This is a genomic window from Hymenobacter aerophilus DSM 13606 (genome assembly GCF_000382225.1).
In the GTDB taxonomy this organism is placed as follows: Bacteria; Bacteroidota; Bacteroidia; order Cytophagales; family Hymenobacteraceae; genus Hymenobacter; species Hymenobacter aerophilus.
Genome location: NZ_KB907800.1, coordinates 43910 through 61033 on the forward strand (window position 1 = coordinate 43910; position 17124 = coordinate 61033).

At 59.0% G+C, this 17124-nt stretch carries 13 protein-coding genes and 1 other RNA gene; 10 read left to right on the top strand and 4 right to left on the bottom strand.

The annotated features are described in order from the left end of the window. The first annotated feature begins 15 nt into the window (after positions 1-15). The 5 genes from H145_RS0100230 to H145_RS0100250 all read left to right on the top strand — a co-directional run bounded on the left by H145_RS0100230 (position 16) and on the right by H145_RS0100250 (position 4513). Positions 16-1263, top strand: a complete 1248-nt coding sequence (locus tag H145_RS0100230; protein ID WP_019946120.1) for a metallophosphoesterase — start codon at positions 16-18, stop codon at positions 1261-1263. 197 nt (positions 1264-1460) lie between these two features. Further along, positions 1461-2138 carry a hypothetical protein gene (locus H145_RS0100235; protein ID WP_019946121.1) on the top strand — a complete coding sequence of 226 codons (678 nt, stop codon included), beginning with the start codon at positions 1461-1463 and terminating at the stop codon, positions 2136-2138. A 187-nt stretch (positions 2139-2325) separates the two neighbouring features. Next, positions 2326-3012: a carboxypeptidase-like regulatory domain-containing protein gene (locus tag H145_RS0100240; protein WP_083937620.1), complete on the top strand. Its 687-nt coding sequence runs from the start codon at positions 2326-2328 to the stop codon at positions 3010-3012. A 161-nt stretch (positions 3013-3173) separates the two neighbouring features. Beyond that, the gene (gene uvsE, locus H145_RS19300; protein WP_033425706.1) at positions 3174-4091 is read left to right on the top strand and encodes a UV DNA damage repair endonuclease UvsE; all 918 of its coding nucleotides are present in this window, start codon (positions 3174-3176) and stop codon (positions 4089-4091) included. Between the two features lie 71 nt (positions 4092-4162). Continuing rightward, positions 4163-4513, top strand: coding sequence for a hypothetical protein (locus H145_RS0100250; RefSeq protein ID WP_019946124.1), 351 nt, complete (start codon positions 4163-4165; stop codon positions 4511-4513). A 91-nt stretch (positions 4514-4604) separates the two neighbouring features. On the opposite strand, the gene H145_RS0100255 is transcribed toward H145_RS0100250, so the two are convergent. Both H145_RS0100255 and ssrA read right to left on the bottom strand, forming a co-directional pair. After that, complete coding sequence (locus H145_RS0100255; protein WP_019946125.1) at positions 4605-4970, bottom strand: hypothetical protein; 366 nt, start codon at positions 4968-4970, stop codon at positions 4605-4607. A gap of 216 nt (positions 4971-5186) precedes the next feature. Beyond that, positions 5187-5558: a transfer-messenger RNA gene (gene ssrA, locus H145_RS23110) on the bottom strand. 209 nt (positions 5559-5767) lie between these two features. Here ssrA and dnaX point away from each other — a divergent pair. From dnaX to H145_RS23120, 5 genes are all read left to right on the top strand, one after another. Further along, positions 5768-7951 carry a DNA polymerase III subunit gamma/tau gene (dnaX, locus tag H145_RS0100260; RefSeq protein WP_019946126.1) on the top strand — a complete coding sequence of 728 codons (2184 nt, stop codon included), beginning with the start codon at positions 5768-5770 and terminating at the stop codon, positions 7949-7951. A 321-nt stretch (positions 7952-8272) separates the two neighbouring features. After that, positions 8273-11248, top strand: coding sequence for a M16 family metallopeptidase (locus H145_RS0100265; RefSeq protein ID WP_051102962.1), 2976 nt, complete (start codon positions 8273-8275; stop codon positions 11246-11248). A 195-nt stretch (positions 11249-11443) separates the two neighbouring features. Then, positions 11444-12706 carry an NADP-dependent isocitrate dehydrogenase gene (icd, locus tag H145_RS0100270; protein WP_019946128.1) on the top strand — a complete coding sequence of 421 codons (1263 nt, stop codon included), beginning with the start codon at positions 11444-11446 and terminating at the stop codon, positions 12704-12706. A 191-nt stretch (positions 12707-12897) separates the two neighbouring features. Beyond that, a complete protein-coding gene (locus H145_RS23115) occupies positions 12898-13629 on the top strand; it encodes an FRG domain-containing protein (protein WP_071595094.1) in 732 nt (243 codons plus the stop codon). A gap of 1 nt (position 13630) precedes the next feature. Further along, positions 13631-14701 (top strand): DUF262 domain-containing protein, encoded by a 1071-nt coding sequence (locus H145_RS23120; RefSeq protein WP_071595095.1) that lies wholly within the window; start codon positions 13631-13633, stop codon positions 14699-14701. A gap of 95 nt (positions 14702-14796) precedes the next feature. Here the strand turns inward: H145_RS23120 and H145_RS0100275 are convergent, their stop codons facing one another. Continuing rightward, the gene (locus H145_RS0100275) at positions 14797-15507 is read right to left on the bottom strand and encodes a hypothetical protein (protein ID WP_019946129.1); all 711 of its coding nucleotides are present in this window, start codon (positions 15505-15507) and stop codon (positions 14797-14799) included. Between the two features lie 466 nt (positions 15508-15973). Then, on the bottom strand, positions 15974-17020 hold the full coding sequence (locus H145_RS0100280) for a mechanosensitive ion channel family protein (RefSeq protein WP_019946130.1): 1047 nt from the start codon (positions 17018-17020) through the stop codon (positions 15974-15976). Between the last annotated feature and the right edge of the window lie 104 nt (positions 17021-17124).

Consider the following 17124-nt stretch of genomic DNA (forward strand, 5'->3'; position numbering starts at 1 on the left):
GGACCCCGCTTTTTTATGTCACGCAAACTGTTTCTGCCTTTCTTTTTGGCCCTGGTTGTTGCTGCCGAGTGGTACGCTTTCCAGGCCGTTCGCACGCTCGTTCAGTCGGCCTCGCCCGGCGTGCGCCGCACCACCACGGTGCTGTACTGGCTGCTTACCGCGCTGGTTTGGGGCCTGGGCATCTGGGCCGTGAGCAACCGCCGCGCCCACGCCTCGCCCAAGGTTTTTCTGGGCGGATTGCTGCTGGCCGTTATTGCGGCCAAAATGGTAGTCATCATCCCGCTGCTGCTCGAAGATGTGGTCCGCCTGGGCCGCTGGGCGGCGCAGCTGGTAAGCCGGCCCGCTGGGGCGGGCACGGGGCCGGCTATTCCGCGGAGCGAATTTTTGAGCAAAGCCGCCCTGGTGGCCGGGGCCGTGCCCTTCGTGGCCCTGCTGTGGGGCATGTTCAAGGGCCGCACCGACTACACCGTGAAGCGCGTGACGCTGCGCTTTCCCAACCTGCCGGCCTCGTTTGATGGGTTTAAGATGCTGCAGATTTCAGACCTGCACACCGGCTCGTTCCAGACCAAGGAGCCGTTGCGCCGGGCCGTGGCGATGATTAATGAGCAGGCCGCCGATATGGTGTTCATGACCGGCGACCTGGTGAACAACTACGCCTTCGAGGTGGAAGAGCACATCGACACGCTGGCCGGCATCCGCTCGAAGCTGCCGATTTACTCGGTGCTGGGCAACCACGACTACTCCGACTACGTGGACTGGACCCAGGAAGGCGGCCTGCCGGCCAAGCAGGCCAACCTGGCCCGCCTCAAGGAAAGCCACGCCCGCATGGGCTGGAACCTGCTGCTCGATGAGGCCCGCACGGTGGAGCGCAACGGCGAGAAAATCAGCATTATCGGGGTGCAGAACTGGGGCGCCCGCGGCTTTGCCCAGTACGGCAACCTGGCCAAGGCCCACGCCGCCGCCGACCCCTCGGCGCCGTTCAAAATCCTGCTCTCCCACGACCCCTCGCACTGGGATGCGCAGGTGCACGACTACCCCGACATCGACCTGATGCTGGCCGGCCACACCCACGGCATGCAGTTCGGCCTCAACCTCTCGTTTCTGAAGTGGAGCCCCGTGCAGTACGCCTACAAGCAGTGGGCCGGCCTCTACCAGCGCGGCCGCCAGCACCTGTACGTGAACACCGGGCTGGGCTTTATCGGCTACCCCGGGCGGGTGGGTTTCCTGCCCGAAATCACGGTATTTGAGCTGCGCCGCGGCTAGGGCGGGGCATAAACAATTGGTTTAAAAAGTGCGCGTTCGGCGGGGTTTCGGCCCTGGCCGGGCGCGCACTTTCCGGTTTGCGGCCCCTTGGCCTACCCGCCGGCCCGCGGCAGCCCAACCTCTGTTCGCCGCGCACCGTATAGCCGCCATTCCCATTTCTCTCCCTCCTTTTTTCCACTGACTTTCAAGCTTCCATCATGAAAAAGACCCTGCTCCTGCTTTCGGCCGCCGCGGCTTTCACGCTCGGCTCGTGCTCGGAAAACCAGCCTGCCGAAACCACTACCGCCACCACCGATACCACCATGACCACGACCACCACGAGTGGCACCATGGATTACTCGCCCGAGGCCGTAAATAGCCGCGCCGACCGCATGGCCAGCGACATGGCCAGCAGCATGCAGCTCGACGAGCCGACCCGCATGAAAGTACGTGACGTGTATGTGACCCGTGGCCAGCGTATGGCCGAGCTCAACCAGAAGTACATGACCGACACGATGGGCATGGCCGCCGCCCGCCGCGACGTGTACAACAACACCGACACGGAAATGAAAACCGTGTTTACCGACCCCAAGCAGTACACGGCCTACGAAAGCAACCGCGCCAACTACTACGACGACCGTTACATGGACAACTCGGGCATGAGTTCGTCGTCGGGCAGCATGAACTCGTCGGACAATATGTCGTCGGGTAGCAGCATGAACACGGCCGATGTCGACAAGATGAAAATCAAAGGCGAAGACGGCGGCAAGCTGAAGGTGAAATCCGACGGCGACTTGAAAATGAAGGATTCGGAAGGCAACAAGGCCAAGATGGATGCCGACGACGGTACGGTTAAGATGAAGCCCGAAGACGGCGATAAAACCGTTATCAAGTAGCCTGACCCAACTTTTTCGGTGGCCAACGCATTTTCGGCCAACGATTTGTTAGCTTCCTGAAGCCCGCACCTGCAACGGTGCGGGCTTCTTTTGTCTCCTTCCGGCGTTATGCGGGTTTATGAGGCTGGCCGCTGGCTGGCTTCTGATTGACGATTTACCCGCCGCGCTGCCGTAGCTTGCCCCTTTGATGCCGTTGTCTGTTCTGCCCTCCCTGCGCCTGGTTCGTTTGCTGCCGTTGCTGGCGCCGCTACTGCTGCTACTGTTAGCCGGTCGGGCCGTGGGGCAGGTGCGCGTCACGGGGCGTATTTCGGAGGAAGGGTCGCGCCGACCCATTCCGGGGGCGTCCATCACTATTCGGCGCACGCAGCTGGCCGTGGTGGCCGATGGCGGCGGCGACTTCGGCATTTCGGCCCAGCGCACCGACACGCTGATTTTCCGGGCTGTGGGCTTCAAGCCGCGGCTGCTGCCGCTGGGTGGCACCGGCCTCTCGCAGCTCGTAGTGCAGATAAAGCTGCGGCCCGATACCATTCAGCTGGGCGAAGTGCGCGTAACCGAAGGCCGGCCCGACCAGGAGCTCATCGACCGGGCCCTGCGCAACATCAAGCGGCCCAGCACCGCGCCCACCAGCGCCGTGAAGCGCCCGCCCGCCCCCAAACCCCTGTTCCCCGTCGATTCGGCCGCGCCCAAGGCCCCCACTCCTACCTTGGCCAGTCCTGTGAGCCTGATTTACGAGAAGTTTTCGCGGGCCGGCAGGGAGCGGGAAAAGATGCGCGAGATTGAGGCCGAGGAAGCCGCTAAACAGGCGGCCAAGCAGGCGGCCCAGGAGCGTCGCCGCTACAACCGCAACTTCAAGGACAACCGCGGCTACGAGTAGGTATCGGGCTCGTTGACGGGCGGCGGCGGCTGTTGTGCCGGCTTCTTCCGAACAGTGCGGATACGCTTTGCGTAGTGGTTTGAGAACCGCTGAGCGCGTTTAGGCTGACTGGAAGAGCTTCCTTCCGGGTCGGCTGGCCGCTTAGCCATCCAGCTTCTACTATGCGAATCGGATATCCCTGCGTGAATGAAACGCTCGACTGCACCTCCACCAGCACGTTCCGGCTGGCCTCTTACTCCGATGAGCGCCTGGAGCTGACGGTGGCCAACAACCTAGCCTGCCTGCGCCGGATTCTGGAGTGGAACGTGGCCCACCACCTGCTGTTTTTCCGCATCGGCTCGGGCGTGGTGCCGTTTGGCTCCCACCCCGTCAACACCTTTCCGTGGCAGACGCGCTTCGCCGCCGAATTCCGGGAGATTGGCGACTATATCAAGGCCAACGATATGCGGGTGTCGTTTCATCCCGACCAGTTTGTGGTGCTCAACTCGCCCGATGCCGGCATTGTGGAGCGCAGCATTCAGGAGCTGGTGTACCAGGGCTCGATGCTGGACCTGATGGGCCTCGACTCCACCCACAAGCTCCAGATTCATGTGGGCGGCCTTTACAACGACCGGGAGCTGGCCATCAGCCGCTTCATTACCACCTACCAGCGCCTGCCCGAGGCCGTGCGCGCCCGCCTGGTTATCGAAAACGACGACCGACTGTTCAGCCTGCAGGATTGCCTGCGCGTGCACGCGGCGGTGGGCATTCCGGTGCTCTTCGACAACTTCCACCACGAGTGCCTCAACCACGGCGAGCCTATGGCCGAGGCCCTGCGCCTGGCCGCCGCCACCTGGCACCCCCAGCGCGACGGCGTGATGCTGATGGACTACAGCTCGCAGGCCCCCGGTGAGCGCAAAGGCAAGCACACGCCCACGCTCGAAGACGACCTGTTTGCCGGTTTCCTGCACGATTTGGGCAACCTCGACGTGGATATTATGCTCGAAATCAAGGACAAGGAAGCCAGCGCCCACCGCGCCTGCGCCGCCCTGCGCGGGGCCGGGCTATTGCCGGCGCTGCTGGCCAAGGCCACTACCTGACCCTTCGGGCCGCTTATTACGTAAGCCTGTCTGCCCATCGGGCCATTCCATCTCTCCTGTTTTCACTTCCTATGATGATTTTCACCGACCTGCTCAACGCCACCAACCACGCCCTCAGCAACGGCCTCACCGGCATTCCGCTCAGCGCCGCCCAGGACAACACCGAAACCTGGCAGCAGCACCTACTGCAAAGCGGCGAGCCCCGCCTCCAGGATATCGGCCGCGAAATCGGCAACCTGCAATCCCTGCTCAGCGAGGGCGACCTGGGGCTGAACGCCGCCGCCATCGGCCGCTCGCTGAGCATGCTTGGGGCCCAGACGGCCGAGGTAGTTGCCAAAGCGCCCGCCGAAATCCGCAGCAACCTCACTAGCCTCTCCGACACGCTGCTGCGGGCCGGCGGCGAACTGGAGCAGAAGGCCTAACGCCTTAACCAGCCCTCTGCCGGTAGCGCATAAAAGAGCCGGCCCGCATTATGCGGGCCGGCTCTTTTATGTACTACAAAGCAATAAGTTACTACTTAATCGGGCTGGTGCTGCGAGGCATATTGGCCTTGCGGGTCGAGCGTTTGGTGGTGGTCGTGCGGGTGCGACGCGGCTCGGTGGTCGTCATGGTCGAGGTGCGGCGTTCAGCCTCCATGGTCGTGCGGCTTTCCACGGCGGGCGTGCGGTCCATGGTGCCCACGTTGGTGGGGTTGCTCATGGTGGGGGTGCGCTGGTCGATGGTGCCGGGATTGGTGGTGGGGCTGGCCGGATTCGGCGTCATCGGTGTAGTCTGGTTCATAGTGCCGCTACGGGGCGTGCCGGTGGGCGTAGTCTGGGCCGAGGCGGCCGTGGCAGTGCCCACACACAGGGCGGCGGCCAGCAGGAAATTCAGTTTCATTGGAAAGTCGTTTTAGGGTGAATTGATGCCGGCCCTGGCAGGGCTGGCTTTCAGGGTTTATATACGGCCGGCACTAGCGGTCGGACAAAAAAGCCCGAATTTTTAATCTATATAAACCTCTATATAGCAGACTATTAGACGAGCTTGGCGAGCCTTTTCCAGGCAAACAAAAAAACCCCGCCGGCCAGGGCCAGCGGGGTTTTCCGTATCGTTCAAAAGTGGAGCTGCAGAGATTCGAACTCTGGTCCAGACAAGGAAGACGTCGAGCTTTCTACGTGTGTATCTATGCTTGGATTGTCGAAGGAAACCAGGCGCACATCAGGCCTTTGATTTCCCCTTATCTGCTTTGGTTTCGCCCGTGGGTCGCAGCGCCCCACGAACTATCCTAACTGCTTTCGACGCCCCGAACTCACCCGTGAGCAGGAAGACGGATGCGGGACGATGGCATTACTTAGTACCTAGACTAAGCAGCCATGGCGTAGCTATACTCGCCAGTTATTGTTTGGACAACTTTTTTTACGGGAGATTCATCCAACTCCCGACACGCTTACTCGCGCAGTGCACAAGCTGTCAATTCCGGTCAGCCCCAGTTGTAAAAGAACGATACCCGCCACAAGTAGCGGGGTGCGAATGTACGCACACTGCCCGATAAACGTTGCGCGACCCCGGAAATGTTCCGAAACCGGCCACAATTTGCCGCTTTGCCCCCGCGCCGCTTACCCCGGCCGGAACCGTCGGCAAGTTGCTATTGCGGCTTCCAAAGCCGGGCTTTTCGGGGTAACTTTGTGGGAAGACCTATGGAGAATTTCGTTGTTTCGGCCCGCAAGTACCGCCCGGCCACGTTCCGAAGCGTGGTGGGGCAGCAGCACGTGACTACCACGCTGCAAAACGCCATTGCCTCCCAGCACCTGGCCCAGGCCTTCCTGTTCTGCGGCCCCCGGGGCGTGGGCAAAACCACCTGCGCCCGCATTCTGGCCAAAACCATCAACTGCGAGTTCGTGGAGGAGCACGTGCGCCGCGGCCGGCCGGTATCGGAGCTGATTGCCCAGCAGCCCGACATCGTACCCGAGGCCCTGCTGAGCGCCGCCGACCCCGACAACACGCCCTTCGAACTGGAAGCCTGCGGCAAGTGCGGCTCGTGCCGGGCCTTCCAGGAAAGTGCCTCGTTCAACGTGCACGAGCTCGACGCGGCCTCCAACAACTCGGTTGAGGACATCCGGAGCCTCGTGGAGCAGGTGCGATACGCGCCTCAGCAGGGCCGCTACAAGGTCTATATCATCGACGAGGTGCACATGCTCTCGAACGCGGCCTTCAACGCCTTTCTCAAGACGCTGGAAGAGCCGCCGGGTTATGCCATCTTCATTCTGGCCACCACCGAGCGCCACAAGATCATCCCCACCATTCTCTCGCGCTGCCAGGTATTCGATTTCAACCGGATTAAGGTGGATGACATCCGGGGCCACCTGCGCCACGTGGCCACCCAGGAGCAGATTGCGGCCGAGGATGACGCCCTGCACCTGCTGGCCCAGAAGGCCGACGGCGGCCTGCGCGACGCGCTGAGCATGTTCGACCAGATGGTGACGTTTTCGGGCCAGAACCTGCGCTACCAGGACGTGGTGCAGAACCTGCACATTCTGGACTACGAGTACTATTTCCGGCTGACCGACGCGCTGCTGACCGAAAACCTGAGCGCCACGCTGCTGCTGCTGGAGGAGGTGATGCAGAATGGCTTCGATTTGCACAATTTCGTGGTGGGCGCCGCCGAGCACCTGCGCGGCCTGCTCGTGTGCAAGGATGCCGTGACGGTGCAGCTGCTGGAAGTGTCCGACAACATTCGGGCGCGCTACGTGCAGCAGGCCCAGGCCGCGCCGCTGGCCTTTTTACTGTCCGGCCTGAACTTAGTCAGCCTCTGCGACCGGGAGTTCAAGCAGGCCAAAAACCAGCGCCTGCACGTCGAGCTGATGCTCATGAAGCTGGCCTACCTCAACGGCGCCGTGCAGTTTGCCCGCGACCTGAGCGCCGGCCCCGCCGCCTCGCCCCAGAACGGCGAGGCGAAAAAAAAAAGTAGCGTAAGCCCGCCAGCTACTTCCAACAGCGCGGTTTCGGCTCCAAACAACTCGTCCTCCGCTCCTACCGGCCAGCTGGTGGCCGACGGCACTGCCGAAACGCCCGCCACTTACGCCACGCCCGCCGCTGCTCCGCCCAGCCTAAGCACCAACCACGAAGCACCAGGCGCTAAAAATCTAGCCCACGCCCCCGCCGACCCCCAGCCCATTGTGCCGGTGGAAAGCGGCGTGGAGGAGCTGCACGACACGCCCAGCATCGAGGCCGCCACCAGCGTGCCCATCACCCATCAGCTGCGCGACACCGTGCCGCACGTGGAAATCGGGCGACCCAGCATTGCCGGCCACGAGCCGGGCCAGACGCCCGTAACGGCCGCCCCGCTGCCTCCGCCCATGCCCAAGCCGGGCGGTCCGCCCACCGGCAAACCACTGGGGCTGGGCACCAAGCTACCCGGCCTTGGCAGCTTGAGCGCCATGAAAGCCCAGCTGGCCCAGCAGGCCGCCGCCGGGCAGGCCCTGGTCGAAACCGAGCCCAGCGGCCCCGTAACCGGCCTGCCCGCCATCGACGACGCGGTGCTCCAGCGCGTGTGGCAGGAGCTGACCGAGGGGCGCAAAGCGGGCAGCATGATGCACTACAGCATCCTCAACCGCCCGGTGCAGGCCAACGAGCAGCACGTTATCCTACTGACCGTGGACAATCCTGTGCAGGAAGACCAGTTCAACGATTTCCGGGCCGATTTTATCGGGGAGTTGCGCCGCCGCACCGGCTACCCGCGCCTCACGGTGCAGGTGAGCGTGGTGGAGCGCCAGGAAACCGGCCGCAAGCTCTACACTGCCACCGACAAGCTGGAGTACCTCACCGAAAAGTACCCCATGCTGGCCGAGATGAAGCAGCGCCTGGGGCTGGACGCCGACTAGCTCACGGATTAGCGAGGATTTCAGCGGATTTCACGGATTTTGTAGTCGATTGGGAAGGGCTGCCTCTGGCGAGGCAGCCTTTCGGTTTTGCAGTTGTGCAGGTTTGAACTAATGCTCAGCAGGGCCAGCTACAAAATCCGTGAAATCCGCTGAAATCCGCGCTAATCCGTGATCCTATAAGCAATTTTTCGCACTTGAAAGGCGCACGGGGTACAGAGGGGCTTTTTATTCCCGGGGGGGACGCCTATCTTTGGGTTTCTTATGGTGTTGTGGCTTTTCCGCCCCTGCACTGCCTTCCGCTCTTCCTTCCCCCTTTTGCTCGTGAGAAAACCCCTTTTGCTTTTCGTTCCGGCCCTGGCTGCCCTGGGTCTGACCCAGTGCCAAACCAGTAAGCCCACCACTTCGGCCAGCGCGGCTACCCCGGCCACCGAGGCTAGCGCGCCGGCCCGGCAAAAGGAATATACGTACCAGACCGTTCCCGGCGACCCGCTCAAGGCCCGCATCTATACCCTCGACAACGGCCTGACGGTTTACCTCTCCGACTACAAGGACGCCCCGCGCATCCAGACCTACCTGGCCGTGCGCGCCGGCTCGAAGAACGACCCGGCCACCGCGACCGGCCTGGCCCACTACCTGGAGCACATGGTGTTCAAGGGCACCTCGCAGCTGGGCACCCAGAATTGGGCCCAGGAAAAGCCCGAGCTGGATAAGATTGAGGCCCTTTACGAGCAGTACCGCGCCCAGCGCAACGACCCCGCCGCCCGCCAGAAAACCTACCACCAGATTGACTCCATTTCGGGCGTGGCGGCTAAGTACGCCGTGGCCAACGAGTACGACAAGGTGATGGGCGCCATCGGCTCGCAGGGCTCCAACGCCTACACCTCGGTCGAGCAGACGGTGTACCAGGAGGACATTCCGAGCAACCAGCTGGAGAAGTGGGCCGCCATTCAGGCCGAGCGCATGGGCGAGCTGGTGCCGCGCCTGTTCCATACCGAGCTGGAGGCCGTGTACGAGGAGAAGAACCGCGGCCTCGACAACGACTTCAACAAGGAGTTTGAGGCCATCAACCGCACGCTGTACAAAAAGCACCAGTACGGCACGCAAACCACCATCGGCACCATCGAGCACCTGCAGAATCCGTCCATCACGGAAATCAAGGCCTACTACGATACCTACTACGTGCCCAACAATGTGGCCCTGGCCCTGAGCGGCGACCTGGACTACGACCAGACCATCCGCACGATTGACAAGTACTTCGGCCAGCTCAAGCGCAAGCCGGTGCCCACCTTCGAGGTGGCCAAGGAAGAGCCGTTGACGGCTCCGGTTATCACGAAAATTGTGGGGCCGGCCGCCGAGAACGTGATGCTGGGCTTCCGCTTCCCCGGCAGCAACACCAAGGATGCCCTGGTGCTGCGCATGATTGACAAGATTCTGAGCAACGGCCAGGCCGGCCTGATTGACCTCAACCTCAACCAGCAGCAGAAAGTGTTGCAGGCGGCCTCGTTCACCAACCTGTTCAACGACTACTCCTCACACATCCTCTATGCCACGCCCCGCCAGGGCCAGAAGCTGGAGGAAGTGCGCGACCTGCTGCTGGCCCAGCTGGAGCAGGTGAAAAAGGGCGACTTCCCGGAGTGGCTGATTCCGGCCATCGTCAACAACGAGCAGCTGCAGCGCACCAAGAGCTACGAAAGCAACGCGGCCCGCGCCGATGCCATGATTGAGGCCTTCCTGGCCCGCGAGGACTGGAAGGACTACCTGCAGCAGTTCGACGACTTCGGCAAGATTACCCGCGACGACGTGATGCGCGTGGCCCGGCAGTACTACGGCCCCGGTTACGCCCTGGTGTACAAGCGCACCGGCCAGGACCCCAACGTGGTGAAGGTGGTGAAGCCCGCCATTACGCCCGTGCCCGTCAACCGCGAGGCGGCCTCCGACTTCTACAAGCAGGTGATGGGCATGTCGTCGCCGGATTTGCAGCCGGTGTTCGTTGATTACAAGCAGGACATCAAGGAAACCAAGCTGGCCTCGGGCATTCCGGTGTACTACACCCGCAACACCGAGAACAACCTGTTCAACCTGTTCTACGTGCTCGATATGGGCACCAACGCTAACCAACGCCTCGGTTTGGCTACCGACTATTTGCAGTACCTCGGCACCGGCAAATACTCGGCCGCCGAGCTGCAGCAGGAGTTCTACAAGCTGGGCTGCTCGTTCGGCGTCCAGAGCGACCAGGACCGCACTACCATCAGCCTTAGCGGCCTCGACAGCAACATGGAGCCCGCGCTCCAGCTGTTCGAGAGCCTGCTGGCCGCCCCCAAGCCCGATGCCGCCGCCCTCAAGAACATGGTGGCCGGCGTGCTCAAGGCCCGTGCCGATGCCAAGCTCAATAAGGGCGTGATTCTGCAGCAGGCCATGGTGAACTACGCCAAGTACGGCCCCCAGAACCCCTTCACCACCCAACTCAGCGAAAAGGAGCTCAAGGCCCTCAAGCCCGAGCAGCTCACCAGCCTCATCCAGAAGCTGCCCACCTACCAGCACCGGGTGCTCTACTACGGCCCCAAGGCCGAAAGCGGCCTGACGGCCACGCTCAACCAACTGCACAAAACGCCCGCCACGCTGGCCGCCGTGCCCGCCAACAAGGACTTCGCCGAGCAGCCCCTGACTACGCCCAAAGTGTACTGGGTGGATTACAACATGGTGCAGGCCGAAATCCTGTTCCTGAGCAAGGGCCCCGTGTTCGATAAGACGCTCGTGCCCACCACCAGCCTCTACAACACCTACTTCGGGGGCGGCATGGGCAGCATCGTGTTCCAGGAGCTGCGCGAAAGCCAGGCCCTGGCCTACTCGGCGTCCTCGCGCTTCGCCAATGCCGACAAGCTGGGCCGCAGCTCCTACAACATGAGCTACATCGGGGCCCAGGCCGACAAGCTGCCCGAGGCCATGGCCGGCATGGAGCTCCTGCTCAATGACATGCCTACCGCCGAAGCCAATCTGCAGATTGCCAAAGATGCCATCCGCAACAGCATCGCCACCGACCGCATCACCAAGTCCGACATCCTCTTCAGCTACGAGCGCGCCAAGCGCCTGGGCCTCGACTACGACCTGCGCCGCGACGTGTACGAGCAAACCGGCAAGATGAGCTTCGCCGACCTGCTCAAGTTTCAGCAGGCCCGCATCAAAGGCCAGCCCCAGACCATCCTCGTCATCGGCTCCAAAGACCGCCTCAACTTTAAGGCCCTGGCCAAGTACGGCAAAGTCGAGCAGCTGACGCTAAAGGAGATTTTCGGGTACTAGAACTATGGGTAACTACTTGTCATCCTGAGCAGAGCGAAGGACCTATACAGAAGCTAACATCATCTAATACCTTCTGTATAGGTCCTTCGCTCTGCTCAGGATGACAGAAGTAAAGCGCTACGTCCTCCCTCCCCTACCAACCAAGCACTCACCTCAAAATACCTGTCACGTAACACCTGACACTTCTTTTTAACAATGGCAGAGAAAATAACCATCAAGAACGGCAAGCTCAACGTGCCGGATCAGCCCATTATTCCATTTATTGAGGGCGACGGCACGGGGCCGGATATTTGGGCTGCGGCCGTGCGCGTGTTTGATGCGGCGGTAGAGAAGGCCTACAACGGCAAGCGCAAGCTGGAGTGGAAGGAAGTGCTGGCCGGCGAGAAGGCCTTCAAGCAGGTAAACAACTGGCTGCCCAACGAAACCCTCGACGCTTTCCGCGACTACCTGGTAGGCATCAAAGGCCCCCTGACGACGCCCGTGGGCGGCGGCATCCGGAGCCTGAACGTGGCCCTGCGCCAGGAGCTCGACCTGTATGCCTGCGTGCGGCCCGTGCGCTGGTTCGAGGGCGTACCCTCGCCCGTAAAGCAGCCCGAACTGACCGACATGGTCATCTTCCGTGAGAACACCGAGGACATCTACGCCGGCATCGAGTACATGAACGGCACGCCCCAGGCCCAGAAGATGCTCGAATTCCTGCAGGACGAGATGGGCGTGAAGAAAATCCGCTTCCCCGAAACGTCGTCGTTCGGCATCAAGCCCGTGAGCAAGGAAGGCACCGAGCGCCTCGTGCGCGCGGCCATCGAGTACGCCATCAAGCACAAAAAGCCTTCGGTGACCATCGTGCACAAGGGCAACATCATGAAGTTCACCGAAGGCGCGTTCAAGACCTGGGGCTACGAGCTGGCCGAGAAGGAGTTTGGCGACAAGGTGTACACCTGGGCCCAGTACGACAAGGTGCTGGCCAAGCAGGGCCAGGAAATGGCCGACGCCCAGCAGAAGCTGGCCCTCGACAGCGGCAAGATCCTCATCAAGGACAGCATCGCCGACGCCTTCCTGCAGCAAATCCTGCTCCGCCCCGCCGACTACTCGGTGGTGGCCACGCTCAACCTGAACGGCGACTACATCTCCGACGCGCTGGCCGCCATTGTGGGCGGTATCGGCATCGCGCCGGGTGCCAACATCAACTACGAAACCGGCCACGCCATCTTCGAAGCCACCCACGGCACGGCCCCCAAGTACGCCGGCCTCGACAAGGTGAACCCCGGCTCGGTGATTCTGAGCGGCGCCCTGATGCTGGAGCACCTGGGCTGGCAGGAAGCCGCCGACCTCATCTACAAGGGCCTCGAAGCCGCCATCGATAGCAAGCGCGTCACCTACGACTTCGAGCGCCAGATGGACGGCGCCACCCTGCTCAAATGCAGCGAGTTCGGCGACGAAATTATCAAGGATATGTAGTAGCTTGGCATAAGCCAACTACCTCAACCCGAACCCCCGCGTTGGCTATATGGCTGGCGCGGGGGTTTTTATGATAGCAAAACATATTAGGTTTTAATCTAACCAAAGAAATCATGTAAATTTCATTATATATTCAAATGATAATAGCAGTAGACCCCATCTTTGACGTTAAAGACCAAAGCTTTTAGCGAATGAAATACTCTGACGTAGAAATATCATCAGTAAGTGACCTAATAACTCAACTAAAGAATCATATATGTGATTTCAAAGGCCCAATTTGGTTTCGTGGTCAATCTAGATCAGAGTGGTCATTGCAACCTCGCTTAATGCGCTTAGAAGATAAGCCTCCAGAAACACATTATTTCAATAGATTCAAACAGGATGCTTCACTTATTCTTCAAAGCAGACCTAATAATGAATTTGAATGGTTGTTTCTTATGCAACACTACGGTGTACCTACTCGCCTTCTAGACTGGTCAGAGAGTGCATTAGTCGCACTTTATTTCGCGATAAGCAAAGAACCTGAAGAGGATGGGGCTTTGTGGGTTTTGCAGCCTACTGTATTAAATCAAAAAAGTAGATATAAGCCTGAGTTTGAGTTTGAGATACCGTCATTTGAAGATGAAATATTGATAAATTATCTACCCTCTACGATAGCGAGGGAAAGCAAGTCTAGCCTTCTACCTATTGCTGCCATTGCACCTAGGAACAGCCCGAGAATGCAAGCACAGCAAGGTGTATTCACTATCTCTCATAGAGAAAATATAATAATTGAAAATTCGGGAGATACTATTGACCATATATGGAAGTACATCATACCCAATTCGTGCAAGTCCGAATTAATCAAAGAGCTTAAGCTGCTAGGCACAAATAAGTTTCAATTATTCCCCGAACTGGATAGTCTCTCCGAAATATTCTCATAACATGGCAACAATAAAAACATACCAGCTACCCAATAGTTCCGTTTTGAGAATATACTCAGACAAAGACATAATCAAAGAAGATCCTGAATATCAAAGAAAGGGTGATGTGTGGACGTTAGAAAAAAAACAATTATTAATAGATTCAATACTAAATGAATATGATATACCAAAATTATATTTTCATTATTTAAACAAAAGTCAACGCGAAGCCACTAACAACCCCTTTGAATATGCAATCATTGATGGAAGGCAAAGACTGCAAGCAATTTATGAATTTATAGATGGCAAGTTTACTCTTGCTAACGATTTTGAATATTTAGCTGATGAACTAGTCCGTGCAGGAAATATGAGTTACATTGATTTAGCTATGTCTTATCCTAAATTAAAAATTAGATTCGATTCATTCACTTTACCAATAATATCAGTTGAGACAGAAGATATTGATTTAATTGAAGACATGTTTTCTAGGCTAAATGAAGCTGTTCCTCTTAATGCCTCTGAAAAGAGAAATGCATTAGGAGGAATTATGGCCAAGTTGATAAGGGATTTATCTAAAAATATTTTCTTCACTCAGAAGGTTAGATTTAAAAATAATAGATTACAACATTATGAAGTTGCAGCTAAGCTTCTTTTCATTGAAAATAGTTTGTTATTAAGTCAAAAAATAATTGACACCAAGAAACCATATCTCGATAGAATGGTACTAGACTACCGTGATAATAATGATCATAACCCTGATTTAACTTTTTCCAATTGTGAATCTACTATAGATAATATGAACAATTGTTTTCAAGACTATGATTCGTTACTTAGAACCCAGTCACCTATTACTATATACTATCTGTTGTTTAGAAAGGCTGCCATCAATGACGAACTACATATTGTAACCAGAGATGCAATAAAGCGCTTTTACGACGAATTAGAAAGCAATAGAAGGAGAGCCGAAATTGATATAACAACGGCTAACTATGAGTATCTTGAATTTGACCGTATGTCTCAACAAGGAACTAACGACGCTTCCTCAATTAGAGAGAGAGCCCGCATTATGGCTGATTTTATAGGCTTAAGTTGATTTTAAATCATAAGATACAATCCTATTCGTACTTTCAGAAAGTAGAACAGGGCACCCACCGGGTGCCCTGTTCTATTCCAAACGAAGCCCGCCAGCTACCCAGCCGGCTGCTGCTCGCTTCGTTCGCGGCGGACGCGCTTGAGGAGTTGGGCGAAGGTGTAGTCCTGGTACTTGGGCTTGTCGGTGCGAGAGTAGAGGGCCTTGCCGTCCTGAAACAGGTGGGTCATGGGGGCGTAGAGGGCGTTGAGCACCGTCATATTGTCGGCGGTGTGGGCCTTCTGCTGGCTCATCTGGCTGCCCTGGGCCGTGGTTTCCTGCACCAGCGAATCGTAGAGGTCGCGCAGCTGCTGGGTGTCGGTGGGCTGCTGGCCTTTTTGGGCGAGGGCGGCGCTGTTGGCATCGATGTTCTGGAGCAGGGTTTTGAGGGCCGCTTCCAGGCCCGGATGGTCGTCGTGGTTGCGGGCGCGGCGGGCCTGCTCGATGCCAAAGCGGTCGGCGGGTACCGTAAGCGGGGTGGCGCGGCGCACGCGGGCGGCCAGGTAGTCGAGCGTCTGGGGCAGCTGCTGGTACACCTGATGGATGCGGTCGGTGAACACCATGCGCCGGGCAATCTGCACCGAAGTGGCCTCCAGGGCATCGGCGGCGGCCAGGCGCTGGTCGTAGTCGGTGAGGAAGGCGGCGGTGTAGTCGTCGGGCAGCAGGGCCTGGAAGTCGGCCTGGTCGCGCACGTAGCTCGCGCGCAACAGGCGGGCCAGGGGCACCAGTTCGTCAATCCGGCAAGCGAAATCGGGTTTTTCAGCGTCCATACTAGCAGAGAAAGAGAGGGTTAAAGGATAGCGAAAGATAAAAATATTCCGCACTAGCTCAACTATACGCTTCCTTATCTCTCCGAACGCCTTCCGACACCCCTCGAACGCATTTCCACACCCCTCGAATGCGTTCCGACACCCTTCGAATGCCTTTCCACATCCTTCGAATACGTTTCCGCATCCCTCGAATGCGTTTCCGCATCCTTCGAATGCGTTTCCACACCCCTCGAATGCGTTCTGACATCCCTCGAACGCCTTCCGACGTCCCTCGAATACGTTTCCACGTCCCTCGGATGCGTTCCGATACTCCTCGAATGCGTTTCCATATCCCTCGGATGGGCTATGTTACTCGGGGTTTGCTTACCGGGCGCGTGGCCTCGCCTTCGGGTGCTGCCCAAACTGAAACCGGGCTTCCGCAGATGCGAAAGCCCGGTTGTCGGGGTTGCTGGCAGGAGGCGGGGGCTTAGCCGGCCGTATCGGTCTGCGGCGGCCGGGGCTGGGGGTGCGGCCCGGCAATGGGGGCGGCGGTTGGGGCGGCGGCCTGCTGCTCGGCCAGGCGCTTCTGCTCCTGCTCGCGGCGCTCGGCGCGCACTTCTATCATCGAGCGGGGCACTTCGCCGGGGCCGGCGGGCCAGCCTTCGCGCTGGGTTTTGCGGTTGCCGTCGGTTTCTTCGGTCTGGTCGTGCAGCAGGATAACCTGGGTGGGGAACGGCTGGTCGATGCCGGCCTTGGTGAGGCTGTTCTTCACGGCTTCGAGCACCTGGTCTTTCGACTGCATGTAGGCGGCGCGGCGGGGCGGATTTATCCACCAGCGCAGCCGGATATCGATGGTGCTCTCCCCGATTTCCACCACCAGCGCCTCGGGCGCCGGGTCGGAGAGCACGCCCTCCACCGACAGGGCCGCGGCCAGCATCACCTGCCGGGCCTGGGCAATGTTGTCGCCGTAGCCAATGCCGAAATCGTACTCCAGCCGGCGCTTGTCATAGGCCGTGTTCACCGTTACGGCGTTGATGAACAGCTCGGCGTTGGGGATGACGACGCGGCGGCCGTCGTAGGTTTTGATGGTGGTGGCGCGGGTCTGGATGGTTTCCACGGTGCCCTCGAAGTCCTTGTACTTGATCTGGTCGTTGATGCGGAACGGCTCGGTGAGCAGCAGCAGCATACCGGCCAGAAAGTTCTGAAAGATGTCCTTGAAGGCAAAACCGATGGCCACGCCCCCGATACCCAGCGCGCTGATGAGGCTGGCCGGCGTGAAGCTGGGAATCATGATGGTGAACATCACCAGAATGCCCAGCAGCAGCACAAACACGTAGGCCAGCCGGCTGAGCAGCAGCGCCAGGCTCTGGCTCTGGTGGCGGGCGGTGGTGAGGCGCTCGACGCCCGAGCGCACGCCCCGGGCAATAAACGTAAAAATGGCCAGCACCACCAGCCCGATCAGCAGGTTGGGCAGCATGGCCATAAAAGTGGTGCCCATTGCGTTGAGCTTCTGCCAGGTAACCGAAAAATCCATAAACCGAATAAGAGAGGCGAAGCTGCTGAGTAGCAGCTGAGCTAAAACACGTAATCGGGCCGGAAATGGTTGTTGGCCGGCCCAAATATCCCTTTCGCCCGTAA

Bases quoted from the DNA above. Each gene is read 5' to 3' on its own strand.
- H145_RS0100230 (WP_019946120.1), top strand. From the start codon at position 16: ATGTCACGCAAACTGTTTCTGCCTTTCTTTTTGGCCCTGGTTGTTGCT.
- H145_RS0100235 (WP_019946121.1), top strand. From the start codon at position 1,461: ATGAAAAAGACCCTGCTCCTGCTTTCGGCCGCCGCGGCTTTCACGCTC.
- H145_RS0100240 (WP_083937620.1), top strand. From the start codon at position 2,326: ATGCCGTTGTCTGTTCTGCCCTCCCTGCGCCTGGTTCGTTTGCTGCCG.
- uvsE (WP_033425706.1), top strand. From the start codon at position 3,174: ATGCGAATCGGATATCCCTGCGTGAATGAAACGCTCGACTGCACCTCC.
- H145_RS0100250 (WP_019946124.1), top strand. From the start codon at position 4,163: ATGATGATTTTCACCGACCTGCTCAACGCCACCAACCACGCCCTCAGC.
- H145_RS0100255 (WP_019946125.1), bottom strand. From the start codon at position 4,970: ATGAAACTGAATTTCCTGCTGGCCGCCGCCCTGTGTGTGGGCACTGCC.
- dnaX (WP_019946126.1), top strand. From the start codon at position 5,768: ATGGAGAATTTCGTTGTTTCGGCCCGCAAGTACCGCCCGGCCACGTTC.
- icd (WP_019946128.1), top strand. From the start codon at position 11,444: ATGGCAGAGAAAATAACCATCAAGAACGGCAAGCTCAACGTGCCGGAT.
- H145_RS23115 (WP_071595094.1), top strand. From the start codon at position 12,898: ATGAAATACTCTGACGTAGAAATATCATCAGTAAGTGACCTAATAACT.
- H145_RS23120 (WP_071595095.1), top strand. From the start codon at position 13,631: ATGGCAACAATAAAAACATACCAGCTACCCAATAGTTCCGTTTTGAGA.
- H145_RS0100275 (WP_019946129.1), bottom strand. From the start codon at position 15,507: ATGGACGCTGAAAAACCCGATTTCGCTTGCCGGATTGACGAACTGGTG.
- H145_RS0100280 (WP_019946130.1), bottom strand. From the start codon at position 17,020: ATGGATTTTTCGGTTACCTGGCAGAAGCTCAACGCAATGGGCACCACT.